The following is an 18,205-nucleotide window of genomic DNA, read 5'->3' as shown; positions in this document are numbered from 1 at the left end:
GCGCCGTGTCCCCAGCCCCGCCGGGCGTTCCGTTCCGGCTTTCCTCATGGTCATTCCGCCGTCACCCGGCCGTTCGCGGCCCCGTGACCGAGCAGCCTCAGCAGGGCGTCGACCTCCGCGTCGGGCAGAGCCGAGACCATCCGGTCCAGCTCGCCTCCCGACGGGTCGGGCGCTCCGGCGCCGGAGCTCGGTTCGAGTCCTGGTCCGGCCGGCCGGACCGCGGGTGCCCCGTCCGGAGAAGGCGCGTCCCGCTGTATACGCGCCTCTGCCCCGGCCGGCCCCGTGTCGGGCGTCGTCGCGGGCAGGACGTGAGCCAGGGCCTCCGGCCGCTCGGCGAGCAGCCAGCGGGCGAGCCGGCCCATGGTGATCTGCTCGAACAGCAGCGTCGCCGGGACCCGGCCCACGTGCTGCTCGATGGCCTTGTTGAGCTGGAGCACCACGAGGGAGTCGACACCGTAGTTCTCGAAGGTGGCGTCCGGGTCCAGCTGCTCCGGGGACATCTCCAGCACCCCGCCGAACACCCGGCGTACGAACTCCTCGGCCGCGACGTACCGGCCCTCGGCATCCTCACCGTCTTCGGCTCGCGCACTCTCCCCCACCGTGGACCGCGCCGCCGGGGCGGCCGTGCCGGGCGCTGCGGAGGTGGTGGGCACGGCCGCGGCGTCGACCAGCACCCCGTCGCTCTCGGCGACGATCAGGCTCTGAGTGACCTCCCCCTCCTGCGGCAGCCCGTGGGTGACGACCCTCCGGAAGCCGCAGTCGTGCAGGACGTCGCGCCACGACCGTTCGCCGAGCATCGGTGTGCCGTGGATCCGGTGCTCCGGGTCCTCGTACGCCCACCAGCCGTCGGTCAGGCCGAAGACGAGGGTAAGCACATGGTCGGCCCGGATGCCCTCGTTGGCCAGCAGCAGACCGGCCGGCCGGAGCAGCCGCTTGACCTGGTTCAGGGTGTCGTGGATCCGCCGGGTGGCGTGGAAGACGTTCGTGCCGAGCACCACGTCGTAGCCCTGCGGCAAGAACCCCTGTGCGCCGAGGTCACCCTCGATGTCGAGGACACGGAAGTCGGTGAACGGGTGGTTGTCACCGAACTCCTGCCGTCCATGCCGAACGAAACCGGTTGATATGTCGGTGTACGTGTACTGCACCTGTCCAGCGAAGGACTCAAGCGCCGCCAGTACCTGGCGGGTGGTGCTTCCGGTGCCCGCGCCGACCTCCAGTACCCGGATCAGCGCCGTCGGATCGGCGGCCAGCCGCCGCTCGGCATAACTGCGTACCGTCGCGGCCAGATGTGCGTTGAGCCGATCGGTGATCGGGTTGCCCTGGTAGACGGCAGTCACCGCGTCCAGCGACCCGCCGGGGAAAAGCACCTCGGTCGCGGCGGTCGTTCCGGCCAGCACCCTGCCCAGCTCACGCGTGCAGCGCAGCAACAGGCCGGCCACCGCCGCGGTCCATGGCTGCCCGGCGGGCAGCTCCGCGCGCGCGGCCTCCGGGTCGGCGAGAACCCGTCGCGCCTCCTCCCCTTCCACGGGGGGCAGCGCGAGCACCTCGTCGCCGTCCCGCCGTACCAGGCCGCCGAGTTCGAGCACGTCCAGCAGGACCTCGTACAGGCGGTGGTGACGGGACACCACGCCGAGACCGCGGCGCATCTCCGTCACGGAGCGGCGTTCGCCGACCCGGCACAGCAGGCCCGCCCGCTGGAACGTACCCAGCAGCAGCAGCTGCCCGAGGCGCTCCAGGGCATCGGACCCGGCGGCCTGCCGTCCGATCCGTGCCGACTCCTCGGTGCCGGTCAGCAGGGGCTGCGCTCCGGCGTCGACGACAGTCGCCGACAGGTCGGCGTTGTGCGGTCGCACCCGGCGGGACGGGTCGACGCCGAGTGCCCCCAGGATCGGCTCGGACGCACGGGTGGCCAGGATCTGAGGGAGGCCGGACGCCAGGAAGCGCTCCACGGTCTCCATACCCTCCTCGGCACCGATCGGCCGGATTCCGGCGGCGACGAGCCGGCGCAGCACTGCCTCACGGTCCTCGTCACCGCCCGCGTGCCAGTAGCCCCAGTTGAGGGTGCGGACGGGGAAGCGGGCCGTGCGGGCCAGGTGACGGGCCAGGGAGTCCGCGAACGCGCAGCCTGCCGCGTACCCGGCCTGGCCGGCGTTGCCGGCGATGGCGGTGCCGGAGGAGTACAGGAGCAGGAAGTCCAGCGGTTCGTCCCATACCGCGCGGGCCAGGTTCCACGTGGTGTCGACCTTGGCGGTGAGGACCGTACGCAGGGCCTCTTCGCCGAGTTCGCGGACCGGTGCGGCGTCCAGCAGCATCGCCGAGTGGAATACACCGTGCAGCGCTCCGAACCGCTGCTTGGCGCGGGTTACGGCGTCCCCGAGGGCCGCCGGGTCGGCCGCGTCGCAGGCGAGGTACAGAACCTCCGCACCGGCCCGTTCGATCTCAGCGATCCGCGCCCTGCGGCGCTCGTCGGGTTCGGTGCGGCCCACCAGCACGAGCTTGGCCCGGTGGGTGCGCGCCAGGTGCAGGGCGGTGTCGTGGCCGATCGCGCCGAGACCTCCGAGCAGGAGGTACACCCCGTTGTCACGGAAGCGGACTTGGCCGCCCGCGTCCGCCGACGGGAGTTCCACGGGCTCCAGGCGCAGCGTGCGGCGCACTCCGCCGCGCAACGACACCGCCCGTGCCCGGACCGGGAAAGGCTCGGCCACCAGCTGGGTGACAGCGTCACCGCTCTCCTCGCCCCGGACGTCCACGAGGACGGTCCTGAGCACGGGGAACTCCTTGTCCAGGACCGAGCAGTAGCCCCACAGTCCGGCGGACCAGGGCCGGGACCCCTCGTCGTCGCAGAACGGGAAGGCGTCCGTGGTGACCACCTTCAGCCGCACCGCCCCGGACCCCGCGTCGCCGGCACCGCGGCCCAGCAGGCGGCGCGCCAGGCGGTGCAGGGCGACGACCTCGTCCCGGGCCGTGCGCGCCTCGCCGCCCGCGGAGGCGTCCTGGGCGCCGCCGAGGAAGTACACCAGACCGGGCGGCGCTCCCTGCGCCAGGACGTCTTCGGCGCTCCTCTCGAACGTGCCGTCTGCCGCGAGCCAGAGATGGCGAACCTCGTCGCCCCGGCCGAGGTGCTCGTCTCCGAGGGCCAGGGCCAGAGTGCGGGCCGACGCCGGCGCGGCGAGCAGAACGGTCTCCCGGCCTGCTGCGGTGTCCGCACCGGGGGCCGGAGCGGGCACCCAGCGGGGCCGGTAGCCGAACTGCTCGTATCCGCCGTGCTCCTGGCCTGCCGTCCCGCGCGCGGGACGGCAGGCCAGGTCGTCGAACCGCACGCACACCCGGCCCGTGTCGTCGAGCAGCTCGACGTCGTACCGGTGTCCGCCGCGCGCCCTCACATGCGACCAGCCTGTCGCCGGGACCGGCCGCAGCAGTTCCATCCGCTCGACGGCGAAGGGCAGGAGCGCCCCCTCACCGGGGTCGAGCAGGGCGGCGAGGGTGTGCAGCGCGGCGTCCGCCATGCCCGGGTGCAGGATGTGCCGGTCGGTTCCCGCGTGCTGCCCGGCGGGCAGGACGAGGCGAGCCAGTGCCTCCCCGACGCCCGTCCACACCTGTTCCACGGCCCGGAAGTACGGCCCGTACCGAAGCCCCTGACCGGCCAGTTGCGCGTACAGCTCGCCGCCCGTGCGGGCGGTGAGGCAGCGGGCCCGGACCTCTTCGACGGACACGGCGTCGGCACCGGACCGCGGTTCGGCGTCCGCCAGGAGCCCCTGGGAGTACAGGGCGGCCGTGCCGCCCCCGCCGCCGCGGATCTCGTAGCGGACGGCGCCGCCGTGTCCGTCGGTGTCCGGCTCGGTACGCACGACCAGTTCGGCGAATCCGGCGTCCGCGTCGACGGGTGTCGTCCAGCGCACGTCCCGCAGGACGCGCGGGAGGCTTACGGGGGCGGACAGTACGGTGAGCACCAGGTCCAGGTGGGCGACCCCGGGCAGGATGCTGCGGCCCAGCACCATGTGGTCGCGCAGCACCGGTTCGGTGGAGTCCAGACGCCTGCGGTGGAGAGCCGGCGTCGGCCCGGCGGGGGTGGTGCCCGCCGGGCGCCGTACGATCCAGTGCCGTTCCGGGGCGAAGGGGTACGTCGGCAGCGACACCCTGCGGGCCGGACGGGGCCGGACCTGCTGGAGCACGTCCGGGTCCAGCGCCAGGCCGGAGGCCCACAGCCGGCCGAGCCGGTCGAAGTCGCCCGCCGCGGCCAGCGCGAGCGCCAGGTCCCGGCCCTCCCGCACCGCGGTGAGCAGATCGCCCACGGCCTCGTTCGCCTTGGCGCTGGAGCGGATCACCCGGTCCCCGGCCTCGCCGCGGACGAACGCCTCCAGCAGTTCAACGGCCTCGTCGATTCCGTGGACCGTCGCCGCCAGGCGCTCGGTCATCGCCTCCCGGCCCGCTTGGAACGTGTGCGCGACGTCGGCGAGGGCGGGCGGACGGCCCGCGGCGCTCTCGCGGCGCAGGAACGCGGCCAGTTGCTCCGCCTGGGCGCGCAGCCGGTCCTCACTGCGCGCGGAGAGCGTCAGCAGCTCCGGTCCCGGCGCGCCCGGTGCGGCGGTGGTGTGCCGGTCCGGCGCGCCGAGGTACTCCTCGAGGATGACGTGCGCGTTGGTGCCGCCGGCGCCGAAGGAGCTGACAGCGGCCCGGCGGGGCGCGGGCCCGTTGGAGCCGGACGGGGGCTGCCAGTCGACAAGTTCGCGCTGTACCCGGAACGGGGATCGCTCGAAGTCGATGACCGGGTTGAGCCGGTCCGCGTGCAGCGACGGGGCCAGCTGCCCGTGCCGCAGTTGCAGGACGGCCTTGGTGACGCCGGCGATGCCCGCGGCGCCCTCCAGGTGGCCGATCGCCGACTTCGCCGAACCGAGGGCGCAGAAGCCCAGGTCGTCGGTGTAGCGGCGGAAGGCACGTTCCAGGGCGGTGTGCTCGATGGGGTCGCCCAGTTCGGTGCCGGTGCCGTGGGCCTCGACGTAACCGATGGTCCGCGGGTCGACGCCCGCCCTGGCCAGGGTCTCCTCGACCAGAGCCTGCTGGGCACGGGGGTTGGGCACGGTCGGACCGCTGGTGTGCCCGCCCTGGTTGACCGCGCTCGCCCTGACCACGGCGTGGATGCGGTCGCCGTCGGCCTCGGCCTGCGACAGCCGCTTCAGTAGGACCGCGCCCACGCCCTCGCCTGGCACATAGCCACTGCCACCGGCGCCGAACGAACGGCAACGGCCGTCCTTGGCAAGCATGTTGAGCCGACTGAGATGGACATATCTGGCCGGATGGGCCGCGATGTTGACGCCGCCCGCGATCGCGTATCCGCACTCGCCGCGGCGAATGCTCTCGCACGCGAGGTGGAGCGCGACCAGGGACGAGGAGCAGGCGGTGTCCACCACCATGCTGGGGCCGCGGAAGTCCCCGAAGTACGAGACGTGGTTGGCGATGGAGGAACGGTTGGTCAGGACGGTGACGGGGTTGCCGCGGAAGGACTCTTCCGCGGCGAGGACCGCGTAGTCGCCCCACATCACGCCGACGAACACTCCGACGTCGCGGCCCTCGGCCGAGAAGCGCGGGCGGGGAAGGGCGTCGAGGGGGTATCCGGCGTCCTCAAGCGCGGCCCAGGCGGTCTCCAGGAACAGCCGCTCCTGCGGGTCCATGGTCTTGGCCTGCATCGGGGAGATCCGGAAGAACAGCGAGTCGAAGGCGTCGACGTCGTCGAGGAACCCGCCCCACCGGCTGTAGCTCCGGCCCGCCGCTGAGGGATCCGGGTCGAACACCGCTTCGGCGTCCCAGCGGTCGGCGGGCACCTCGGTGACACAGTCCCGTCCGGCCCGCAGGTTCTCCCAGAACTCGTCCAGGTCGCGTGCCTTGGGGTACCGCCCGCTGATCCCGATGATCGCGATGTCGTCCTCGGCGACGGTGACCGACGCCGGGATGACGGGGACCGTGGCCGTCGGCGGGCGGTACTCGGTGGGCGCCGTCGGTGCACGCCCGGCCGGCGCCGCGTTCGCCGCGGGCACCGGGTCGGCCGGCTCCCACGCCGGCGCCTGTTCCTGGCCGAACAGGCGCACTACGGCGTCGGAGTGCTCCAGGAGCAGGTAGTCCGCCACCTCCGCCACCGTGCGGTACTCGAAGAACAGGGTTCCGGGCAGGCCGGGGAAGTCCCGGCCGAGGACGGAGTTGGCCTCCATCACCAGTACGGAGTCCATCCCGTACGAATCCAGCGTGCTGCGGCTGTCCAGCCTGGCCGGCGGGAGCTTCAGCACCTCGGCCAGCCGCTGCCTGACATGCTCCACGAGCCGTGGGCGCAGCTGGCCGGCCGGCCCTGGCCCGGCGGCCGGCGCGGGCGCCGGAACCGGCCGCGCCGCCGGACCGGAGGCCGCCGCGACCCCCAGCACACGATCGATCACGGCGCGGTCGCCGGCGGCCGGTATCAGAACCGGGGAGGTGTGGGCCCAGGCTTGTCGGAACATCCGCAGTCCGTCGTCCGCGGTCACCGGCCGCATCCCGGTAGTGGTCCGGTAGCGGCTCACCTCGGCATCCCCGAGTGCGGAATCCACACCGCCGACCGTCCACAACGGCCAGTCGAGCGACAGGGTGCGTCCGTGGCGTCGGCCTTCCGCGGCCCACTGGTCGCGTCGCTCCGCGTAGCCGTCCAGGAAGCGGTTGGCCGCGGCGTAGCTGCCCGCGCCGAAGTCGCCGAGAGCGGCGGAGACGGACGAGAAGAGCACGAAGAGGTCGAGCCGCTCGTCGCGGGTCAGCACGTCGAGGTTGACGGTGCCGCGGGTCTTGGCGGCCAGCACCCGTGCGAACCGCTCACGGTCCGCCTCCGGCAACGGTGTCGGGTCGAACACACCGGCGGCGTGGAACACGCCGTCGAGCCGCCCGAAGCGGTCCCTGAGGCGGGCAAGAGCCCGCCGTACGTCGTCGGGCACCGCGACATCGCCCTGGACCGCCAGTACTTCGGCGCCCAGTGCCGTCAGCCGGTCCACCTCGGCCCGGGCGGCCTCGCCCAGCGGAGAACGGGCCAGCAGCACCAGCCGGGCGCGGTACTGCTCGGCCAGGTACCGCGCGAAGACCAGCCCGATTCCGCTGGTGCCACCGGTGATCAGGTACACGCCGCCGTCCCGCAGCGGCACGTCGGCCGGAAACGGGGACGGCGTGGCGGAGCGCACGACGCGGACCAGGCGTCGGCCTGACTCGTCGTAGCGGATCTCCGCGGTGCGCGGGGCGGCGCCGGTCGGGACGGCGAACTCGTCCAGCAGCGTGCGGGCGAGCCGCTCCGCATCCGGGGCGGGGCCGTCGTAACGGACGGAGCGCAGCCATGACCCCGGCTGTGCGGCCTCGACGACCCGGCACAGGCCCGATGTGGCCTCCCGCGCGGGCACCGCCCGGCCCGCCGGTGCGGTGTGCCCGTACAGCAGCCGGAGCCTGCCGTGACCGGGCCGCGCGGCCTGCGCCAGGTAGAGCATCGGGAAGAGTCCGGTGTCCAGCGCCGCGTTCAGCCGGGCGAGTTCCCCGGCCGGCTCGCCGTCGTCGGGTTGCGGGCCGCCGCCGGGCGTCAGGTCCAACAGATGGAGGACGTCAAGCGCGGACCGGGCGCCGCCGTCGGCGACCTCGGCCAGCAGCCGCCGGTAGTGACCGGCGTCCAGCGGGTCGACGGTGTACTCGTCCGGGCCTTCGGCGTGGAACCGGTCGCCTGTCGCGACCCGCACCACGCGCGCCCACCGGCCGGAGCGGGCCAGCAGGCGGGCAGGCTCCGGTGCGGCGGCCAGGACGAGCAGGGTCCCCCGGTCGGGGTCGGCCGGCCCGGTGGGCTCGGGGGCGCCCTGCGGCTCCCAGCCGTACTCGTAGAACAGTGCTTCGGCCGGGGTTTCGCCCGTCGTGGGCTGTTCGGGCTCGGCCGGGGCGCTCAGCACGCGCCCGGCGAAGTCCCGTATCCGGACGAGTTCGGCGCCCTGTTCGTCGACGACGAGCACGTCGAACCGCTGGACGGCCGCCGGGCGTGGGCCGGAGCCGCGGGAGGGCACCGCGTGGGCGAAGCAGACCGGCGGCAGTGGCCGCAGAACCTCGATCGCCCCGAGGGAGAACGGCACCACCAGGTCGTCGGCGCCGGGCGTGGTGTGGCGGTTCATCCAGTGGACGGACCTCAGCAGGCCGTCCAGCAGGGCGGGGTGCAGCGTGAAGCCTTCCGTGTCCGCCGGCCGTTCGGGCAGCCGGACCTCCACCAGCACCTCGTCCGCGCCGATCCGCACCTCCCGCATCACCTGGAAGGACGGGCCGTAGTGGAATCCGGCCTGCCGGTAGTCGCGGTAGACCTCGGTGCCGACGCGTGCCGTGGCGCAGCGGTGGCGCACTGCCGCGAGGTCGAGCGGAGGCCCGGCCGGCTGCTCCGGGCCGGTGGCGGCGGCGCCGCGTACATGGGTGACACGGTCCTGCCCGGCCTCGCTGAACACCTCGAACTCGACGGCGCCGGCAGGGTTCACGCCCTCCGCACCGTCCGCGCGCAGGGCGACGAACACGTCGAGGGCGTCGCCCGTCACCTCGACCGGACGTCCCCACATCACGTCGCGCATTGCGGTCGGTCTGCTGCCCGCGGCCCGCTCGACCGCGGCCCGGACCATCTCCAGCAGGGCGGTGCCGGCCAGCAGCCTGCGCCCGGCCACCTGATGGTCCTCCAGCAGCGCGTCGTCGCGGCGCAGTGTGGTGCGGAACCGGGTCTCCGTGAGGGTGGACTCGTTGGCGTCGAGCAACGGGTGGAGGGCTGCGGCGCCCGCGCCGGCCGGCGTCTCGTCGAGACCGCCCAGCCAGTAGCGTTCCCGGGCGAAGGGGTAGCCGGGCAGCGGGATCCGCCGCGGCGGGCGGCCGGCGCCGTTCGGGGCGGATACGGGGAACGCCGTCTCGACCGGATCCGCTCCGGCCAGCCACCGGTGTGCCGCGGCCTGCGGACCGACGCCCGCGGCGTCCGGGTCCGGGTCCGGCGCGGGACCAGTACCGGCGCGGCCGTGCCACAGCCCGGCCGGGGCGTCGGCGCCCTCGGAGAACGCGAGCAGCGCCTCGGCGACGGCCGCCCCGTCGTCACCGACCACGGCCAGCCGCTCGGCCATGGGCTCACGCCCGTACCGGAGGGTGTGGGCGACGTCGGCGAGGTCCACCCGCTCGGTGCGCAGGAACCGGCCGAGCCGTCCGGCGTACTCGCGCAGCCGTTCCTCGTCCCGCGCGGACAGGACGTACAACAGCGGTTCCGGGGTGCGCTGCCCGGCGGCCGGGAGGGCCGGGGCGGGCTCGGGGCGTGGTTCCTCGGCGAGCACCAGGTGGGCGTTGGAGCCGCCGGCGCCGAACGAACTCAGCGCGGCCCGCCGCGAGCCGCCGTACGGCCGCGGCCAGTCGGCGAGTTCCCGCTGTACACGGAACGGGGAAGCGGCGAAGTCGATGTTCGGATTGAGCTCTTCGGAGTGCAGGGACGGGACGAGACTGCCGTGCCGGAACTGCAGCAGCACCTTGGTCAGGCCCGCGATTCCCGCGGCCGCCTCCAGATGGCCGATGTTCGACTTCAGCGACCCGACGGGGCAGTACTGCCGCTCACCTTCGGCGTCCGCCGGGCCGCCGACCTGCTCGAACGCCTTGCGCAGCCCGGTGATCTCGATCGGGTCGCCGAGCGAGGTACCGGTGCCGTGGGCCTCGACGTAGCCGATGTCGCGGGGCGCGGTGCGGGCCCGCTGCAGGGCCCGCTCGACCACCTTCTGCTGGGCGTTGGGGTTGGGCACGGTGTAGCCGTTGGTTCGGCCGCCGTGGTTGACGGCGTCGCCGAGGATGACGCCGTGGATGTGGTCGCCGTCGGCCAGGGCCCGCCGCACCGGCTTGAGCAGGACCGCGCCGACGCCCTCGCCGGGTACGTAACCGGTACCGCCCGCGCCGAAGGACCGGCACCGGCCGTCGGCGGACACGAAGCGCCCCTGGCTGAGGTAGACGTACTTGTGCGGGTGGAGGGAGAGGTTGACCCCTCCGGCGATGGCCAGTTCGCTCTCGCCGTCGCTCAGGCTCCGGCAGGCCAGATGGATGGCGGTGAGCGAGGAGGAGCACATCGTGTCGACCGCGAGACTCGGTCCGGCCAGGTTCAGCACGTACGACACCCGGTTGGCGATGGACGCCTGCAGCGAGCCGGGGACCGGTCCCTCGCCGCGCAGGACCCGGTCGGCGCCGTAGAGCTGGTACTCGGCGTACATGGCGCCGACGAAGACCCCGACCGGCCGGCCGGCGAGTTCCGCGGGACGGTACCCGGCGTCCTCCACGGCGTGCCACGCGGTCTGGAGGAACAGCCGCTCCTGGGGGTCCATCAGCTCCGCTTCGCGCGGTGATATCCCGAAGAACAGGGGATCGAACCGGTCGACGTCGTCGAGGAATCCGCCCCACTTGGCGTAGGCGCGGCCGGGGACCGGCGGCCCCTCCTGGAAGAACCGGTCGTGGTCCCAGCGCTCCCGGGGTATCTCGGTGACGCAGTCCCGGCCCTCCACCAGGTTCTGCCAGAACACCTCCAGGTCGGCGGCTTTCGGGTAGCGGCCGCTCAGCCCGATCACCGCGATCGCGTCGTCCGGGTAGTCCAGGTCGTCGTAGCGGTGGTGGGCGTCCCGGTCGCCGCCGACGGTTTCGGCAGGGGACGCGGCGGGCGCCCGCACCGGTGCGGGTACCGGCGCGGCCTCCTGTGCCGGCCGCGCCGCTCCGCTGAGCTCGCGGAGCCGTTCCGCGTGGTGGTCGGCGAAGTAGTCGGCCAGGTCGGCGAGGGTCGTGTACTCGAAGAAGAGGGTTTTCGACGACTCTCCGAAGCGCTCCTCCACCGCGGTGTTGAGCTTGACGATCAGCAGGGAGTCGATTCCGTAGCGCTCCAGCGGAGCCTGTGGGTCGATGGTGGCGGCGTCCAGCCTGGTCTGCGCCGCGAGGATCTCCCGCAGGAGCCCCTCGGCGACCGACCGCAGGTCCGGTTCGGGCTCGGCGCCCGCCGCCACCCGCCGGCCCGGGTCCGGCTCGTCCGGCCACGTCGTGGGCGGTGCGGCGGGCGTCAGGGCGGCCTGTACGGTCGCGGGGTCGCCGAGTGCGACCAGGACCGGGCCACCCGGCAGGCCGAGGGCGGTCTCGAACGCCGCGAGGCCGGCCTGGGCGGGCAGCGCGGCAGAGCCCTGGCGCCGTTCGAGAAGGGCCGCCGAGGCCTCGTCGGCCGTCATCCCGCCGTCCCGCCACAGCGGCCAGGCGATCGACACGGAGGTGCCGCTGCGCCGGCCGGCTGCCACCAGCCGCTGGCGGTGGGCCATGGAGCCGTCCATGAAGGCGTTGGCGAAGGCGTAGTCGGCCTGGCCCACGTTGCCCAGCGGCGCCACGACCGACGAGAAGGTCGCGAAGAAGTCCAGGGAGTGGTGCGCCGTCAGCCGGTCGAGGTGGACCGTGCCGTGGACCTTGGGGGCGAGGACGGCCGCCAGATCCTCCTGGGTCTTGGTGAGCAGGAAGGAGTCCCGCAGGACGCCCGCGGAGTGGATCACGCCGTGCAGCGTCTCGTGCTCGGCCTCCACTGCCGCCAGGACGGCGCGGACGTCGTCCTGGCGGGAGACGTCCGCCCGCAGGTAGCGGGCCGTCCCGCCGGCTGCGGCCAGCGCCTCGGTCCGCGCCCGGACGCGCTCGTCCGGAGCGGAGCGGCCGACCAGGAAGAGGTGGGCCCGGTACCGGGCGGCCAGATGGTCGGCGTGCAGCAGTCCAAGGCCTCCCGCCCCGCCGGTGATCAGATAGACCCCGCCGTCCCGCAGCCCCACGCCGCCTCCGGCCCCGGGACCGGGGGAACCTGCCGTGTCGATCACCTGGTACCGGCGGGCCAGCCGGAGGTCCTCCTCGTACCGGACCTCGGTTTCCCGGTCGGTGTCGGCGCCGAACTCCCCCAGCAGCAGGGGTATCTGCTCGGTGAAGCCGTCCGCGGCCACGCCCGCGACCCGGTAGGCCAGCGCCGGGTTCTCCAGCCGTGCGGTCCGGGCGAACGCGGCGACCGCCTCGTGGACGGGCAGGCCCTCGTCCGGGCCGAGCGGGCGGGCGGCGAGCGGGTGGACGAACAACAGCTGGGTCCGCTCCACCGGCCGCCGCGCCAGCAGCGCCCGGGTGAGGTCGAACAGCGAGCCGACGCCCGTGTCGAGCAGGTCGGCGCCGAACTCGTCGGACGGCTGTGCGGTCAGGCTCCAGGTGTGCAGGATCCGACGGGGTGCGATCCGGTCGGCGTCCAGTGCCGCCAGCAGTTCGGCGAATGCTCCGGGCCGCCCGGGAGCGACCTCGTAGGTGTGGTCGTCGGTTCGACGGAAACCGGGACCCGGGGTCACCAGGACCACGGGAGTGTCGTGCTCACCGGCGTCCCGCAGCGCTCGTCGCAGTGCATGACGCGGTCCCTCGCCGTCCGCGAGCAGCAGGAACGGGCCGCTGCCGATGCCGGCCGCCGTGCCGGCGGCAGGCACGGGCGACCAGTGGCCGCGCAGGAAAACCGGGGCCGGCTCCGTCCTGCCACTGGGCTCGGCGCCGGACGGCACCCGGCGCAGGACCAGGTCGGACAGCCCGACGGCGACAGCGCCGTCCTGGTCCACCAGAGCCAGGTCGAGCCGCACCACCTGGTCCCCGCCGCTCCGGGGCGCACCGGCGGATCGCGTCACGTGCACCGTGCACGGGCCGTCCAGCGGCCCGTGCAGGCGGAGTTCGCCCAGCCGCATGGGCAGGTAGGTGGCTCCGCGGTCCTCACCCGACACGGCGAGCAGGCACACCGCCGCCTGCAGGGCGCCGTCCAGCAGCGCCGGGTGCAGCACCGAGGTGTCCGGTCCGCCGAAGTCCGGTGCCGCCGACCCGGCCGCACTCTGCGGTACGTCCAGCACGGCCACCGCCTCCTGGCCGCCACGGTGCCTGAACTCCCGCAGGGCGCGCAGGCTGGTGCCGTGCGCCACGCCGCGCTCGCCGAGCAGGTCGTAGCAGGTGCCGGGGTCGACGAGGGTCGTGCAGCGTCGCAGGACCCTGTCGAGGTCCACCCGCTCGGGCGCGGGTGCCGGTGTGGTGGCGCTGTCCGCCAGCGCGACTTCGCCGCGCGAGTAGACCTGCTCGCCGCCGCCGTCGGACTCCGTACCGTCCGCGGTCACGGTGAAGCGAAGGAATCTGCCGTTCCGGGGCTCCCACCGGACCCGCAGGGTGCGGGCGCCGGACCGGAAGGAGAGCATCTGCTCGAAGCCGGCGTCCCGTATCGCCTCGACAGTCCTTCCACCGGACACCAGTTCCGCCGCGGCCCGCGCCAGTTCCAGGTGCACGGCCGCGGGGAGCACGGCCGCACCCCCGATGAGGTGGTCCGCCAGGTACGGTTCCCTGCCGGTGAGGGTGATCGTCGGGCAGCTCCGCCGCGCGTCCGCGAGCTCACGCAGCGGCGGCTCCGCGGGGGCAGGCGCCGGCGGGGCCGGCTCCAGCCAGTACCGTCGCCCTTCGAACGGGTACGTCGGCAGCGGCACCCGGCTGCGCCGCTGGCCCCGGTAGAAGCGGGCCCAGTCGACGTCCGCGCCGACGAGCCAGGCCTCCCTCACCGCGATCAGCGGTGACTCCGCCCGGGCCTCCAGCACCACCTGCCCCTCCCGGGAGGCTTCGGCCAGGGGCAGGACGCGCAGCCGCGCTTCCCGTCCCGGCGGCCGCATGCCCGCCCCGGCGAGCGCGCCGACCGCCTCGTCGAGCCGGAGGGCGCCGGCCAGACAGGCCGCGACCAGTTCCCCGTCGCCTTCGGCGAACAGCGTCTCGGGCTGCATTCCCCAGTCCTGCCAGAGTCCGGCCAGGGCGTAACCGAACGCGAACGCCCTGCCGCGCGGGCCGCCGCGCAGGGCACCGGCCGCGATGCACTCCTCGTACCGTTCGGCGAAGACGGGTTCGGCAGCGGTGAGTACGGCTGCCAGCCGGCCGTCGGCGTCCGCGCCGGCGCCGGGAAAGGCGAAGGCCACGGAGGGCGGGACGTAGCCGGCTGTCGCGGCGGCGCCCGCGGCCCCGGTCGGGTCCTCCAGAAGCCGTACGGCCTCGTCGGTGTCCCGGCACAGCAGCGCCCGGCGGTAGCGGTGGGCGGCACGACCGACCGCGAGGGTGTGGGCCACGTCCGCCACCGGCACGTCGGGGTGGCGCCGCAGGTGCTCGGCGAGCCGGACGCCGATCCGGTCCAGCGCGGACGGCGTTGCCGCCGACAGCACCAGCAGCTGGTCGGCGCGGGACTGGCCGGAGGGCTCTCGTGGGGGCGCCTCTTCCAGGACGGCGTGGGCGTTGGTCCCACCGACACCGAAGGAACTGACTCCGGCACGGCGCGGATGCCCCTGCACCGTCCATGGGGCGAACTCGGCGGCGACGCGGAACGGGGTGTTCTCGAAGTCGATGGCCGGGTTGGGGCGGCGGTAGTTGATGCTCGGCGGTATGGTCCGGTGCTGCATCATCAGCACCACTTTGATCACACCGGCCACACCGGCTGCCGCGTCCAGGTGCCCGATGTTCGGCTTGACCGAACCGATGGCGCAGTAGCCCTTCTCCGTGGTGGTGCGCCGGAACGCCTGGTCCAGTGCCGCCACTTCGACGGGGTCGCCCAGCCGGGTCCCCGTGGCGTGCGCCTCCAGGTAGGTGATCGTCCCGGCGTCGGCCCCGGCGGCCCGCTGGGCCATGGCGATGACCGCGGCCTGCCCGTCGCGGGCGGGCGCCGCGTAACTGACCTTGCCGGCGCCGTCGTTGTTCGTCGCGGTCCCCAGGATCACCGCGTGGATCGTGTCGCCGTCGGCAACGGCGTCGGACAGCCGTTTCAGTGCCAGAACGCCCACTCCGCTGCCGAACACGGTGCCGCTGGCGTCGGCGTCGAAGGCGCGGACGCGCCCGTCGGCCGAGAGGATCGAGCCCTCCTCGTAGAGGTGGCCCTTGGTCTGGGGGACGCGTACCGACACCCCGCCCGCCAGCGCGAGGTCGCAGTCGCCGACCCGCAGTGCCTGCCGGGCCACGTGGATGGCCACCAGGGATGTCGAGCAGGCGGTCTGGACGGTGTAACCCGGGCCCTTGAGGTTCAGCTTGTAGGCGACTCGGGTGGCCAGGTAGTCCTTGTCGTTGGCGAACATCACCCGGAAGTACTCGGACGCCGTCGTCCGGTCGGTGCCGGGCAGCACGTTTTCCTGCAGGTACGTGTTGTTGGCGGCGCCGCCGAAGACACCGATCGCCCCGGGGTGGCGTGCGGGGTCGCAGCCGGCGTGTTCCAGGGCCGCGTGGCAGGTCTGGAGGAACAGCCGCTGCTGGGGGTCGGTGACCTCCGCCTCGGCCGGTGTCAGTCCGAAGAAGGCGGCGTCGAACAGTTCCGCGTCGGGCAACGCGCCGAACGCCTTCACATAGCGCGGATCGCGGACGAGCTCTTCGGGCACCCCCGCGGCGAGCAGTTCCTCGTCGGTGAAGCGCGCTATCGCCTCCCGGCCGCCGCTCAGCAGGTCCCAGTACTCCTCCAGGTCCGCCGCCCCGGGAAGCCGGGCCGCCATGCCGACGATGGCGATGGCCCCGTCCCTCGCCTCTGCCGGGAGCACCGCGGGGGCGCCGGTCCCGAGCCGGGTCGTCGCCTCACCGCCGGTCGCACCGCTCAGCTCACCGACGAGGAAGCGGGACAGGCTCTGTGGGGTCGGGTGGTCGAACACCAGCGTGCGGGCCAGCCGCAGACCGGTGTCCTGGGCGAGCCGGCCGCGCAGTTCCACCGCCAGCAGGGAGGTGAAGCCGAGGGTGACCAGCGAGGCGCCGGCCCAGTCGGGCGCCAGGTCGTCGAGGGAGTCCACGCCCAGCAGTGCCGCCGCATGGGCGGCGATCAGGCCCAGGCACTCACGCTCCGCCGCGGCCCGGGGCATCTCGGCCAGCCGGTCGAACAGTCCTTCGCCCTCCGCCCACTCCCCGACGGGCGCCGGGTCGCCGGCGCAGGTCGGCACGAGCGGCTCGACGGGCGTGGCGGCGCCGCCGAGTACGGCGGTCCAGTCCACCGGCACGCCCCGCACATGGAGTTCGGCCAGCGAGGCCAGCAGGGCTGCCTGTCCGTCCTGGGAGCGCCGCAGAGTGCCGACGACGACACCGTCCGCCTCGGCTCCGGCGGCCTCCAGGACACTCGACACGCCCATGGCCAGGGCCGGATGGGGGCTCAGCTCGACGAAGGTCCGGTAGCCCTCCTCGACCAGGGTCCGCACGGTCCCAGCGAATTCCACCGTCTCGCGCACGTTGCCGAACCAGTAGGAGTTGTCCAGCTCGGTGCCGCGCAACGGCTCACCGCTGATCGAGGACCGCATGGGCAGTTCGGCCGGGCGGGGCGTGATCGAGGCCAGGTCCCGCATCATCCGGTCCCGGACGGCGTCGAGGTGTGTGGAGTGCACCGCCAGGTCCACCCGGATCAATCGCGCCCGGACGCCCTCCGCCGTGAGCTCCTCGACCAGGTGGACCACGTCCTGGCGGTCACCGGAGACCAGGACCCAGTCCACTCCGTTGACCGCGCCGAGCCCGATCCGGCCGTCGTAGCCGGCTAGCCGTTCGCGCACGACATGCGGCGGGAGTTCGACGGAGGCCATGGCGCCGGCACCGGCCAGGGTCGCCTGGGCCTTGCTCGAATGGGCGGACACCGCCGCCGCGTCCTGCACGGACAGGGCGCCGCTGACATACGCAGCGGCCATCTCACCGATGCAGTGCCCGAGTACGGCCGCCGGTCGCAGCCCCCAGGAACGCAGCAGGGCGTGCAGCGACACCATGACCGTGAACAGCGCGGGCTGCACCACGTCCACCCGCTCCAGCGAAGCCGATCCCGGCCGGCCGCACAGCACGTCCGTGAGCGACCAGTCGATGTGCGGCGCGAACGCCTCGGCACAGCGGTCGGCCTCGGCGCGGAACACCGGCGAGGACTCCATCAGGTCGGCAGCCATGCCCTGCCACTGGGACCCATGACCGGGGAAGACGAAGACGGGCCGGCTGTCGGTCACGGACACCACTCCGCGGGTCACTCCTGGGGACGGTCTGCCGGCCGAGAGTGCGGTCAGGCCGCGCAGGAGATCGGCGCGGTCGGTCCCGACCACCACGGCCCGGTGGCCTCCGGCGGGGTCCGCGGCCGCGTCGACGGCCAGGGACCTGGCGATCTCCAGGGGCGACTGCTCCGACCGGGCCTCGACGGCCGCGCCGACCTCGGCCGCCCGCCTGCGCAGCGCGGCCTTCGACTTCGCCGCCAGCACCCAGGGCATCGCCGCCCTCCGGTCTGCGTTCCCCTCCGGCGCCTCGGCCTCCGGCTCGGGACGCGGATCGGCAGAGCGGTCGGGCAGCCGGATCCGGCGCCGGCCCTGGCCCTCGTACACGTTCTCCCACTCGATCTCCGCGCCGCTGAGCCAGGCACGGCGCAGGGTCTCCAGGGGGTTGTCGGAGCCGACCGTCAGCACGAGGTCCTCGGGCTCGGAGCCGGATCCGAACGGCAGGATCTCGAAGGAAGGCCTGCGGCGCGCACGCCGACCCACCTTCGTGGCCGCCTCCGGTTCCCCGAGCGACACCACCGCGTCCGCCAGGCTGAGCGCACCGCCGACACACGCGGCGACGGTCTCCCCCACTCCCTCGGCCCGCAGGGCACGCGGCTGGAGACCCCAGTGCAGCCAGAGCCGGACGAGTGCGTACTGGTAGGCGAAGACGGCACCGGCAGCCCCCTTCTTGAGGGCTCCGGCGCGTCGGCACGCCCGGTGGAAGCCGGCGAACCGGGGGTCGGTGTTGATGGCCTCGGCGGCCAGGCGCGCGACGTCCGGCACATCGGCGGGAAGCTCCAGGACCAGGGTGCGCGTTCCGGGGCCGCCGTCGCCGTCGGCCGGTGAGGCCTCCAGCAGCCGGGCCGCCTCCTGCGGACCGTGGCAGATCACGGCCCGCCGGTGACTGCGGGCCCGGCGCCCCACGGCCAGCGTGTAGGCCGCGTCGGGGAGGTCGGCCGCCTGGAGCCGGCGCAGGCGCCCGGCGAGTTCGGCGGCCGCCGCGTCCCGGGCCTGGGCGGTGTCACCCGACACCACGACCAGGGCCGGCGCCCCGGGCGATCCCACGGTCGACAGGGTTCCGTCGCTCTTCGCATCCAGCGTGGACATCTTTCCTCTTCCTGGCTTGCCCGTCAGGTCCCGAAGGGGGAACGAACGCGTCCCGCGACGGACCT

General features: G+C 74.0%; 1 protein-coding gene. It reads right to left on the bottom strand.

What is annotated here, in order from left to right:
• Positions 1-50 precede the first annotated feature (50 nt).
• Positions 51-18,140 carry a type I polyketide synthase gene (locus G3I71_RS35835; protein ID WP_164321458.1) on the bottom strand — a complete coding sequence of 6,030 codons (18,090 nt, stop codon included), beginning with the start codon at positions 18,138-18,140 and terminating at the stop codon, positions 51-53.
• Positions 18,141-18,205: the final 65 nt, after the last annotated feature.

The sequence above is a fragment of the Streptomyces sp. SID12501 genome (assembly GCF_010550245.1).
Classification (GTDB): domain Bacteria; phylum Actinomycetota; class Actinomycetes; order Streptomycetales; family Streptomycetaceae; genus Streptomyces.
This window is presented reverse-complemented; position numbering and strand designations above follow the sequence as displayed.

What these genes read in the sequence shown, in the direction of transcription:
- G3I71_RS35835 (WP_164321458.1), bottom strand. Translation starts at nt 18,140, where the DNA reads ATGTCCACGCTGGATGCGAAGAGCGACGGAACCCTGTCGACCGTGGGA.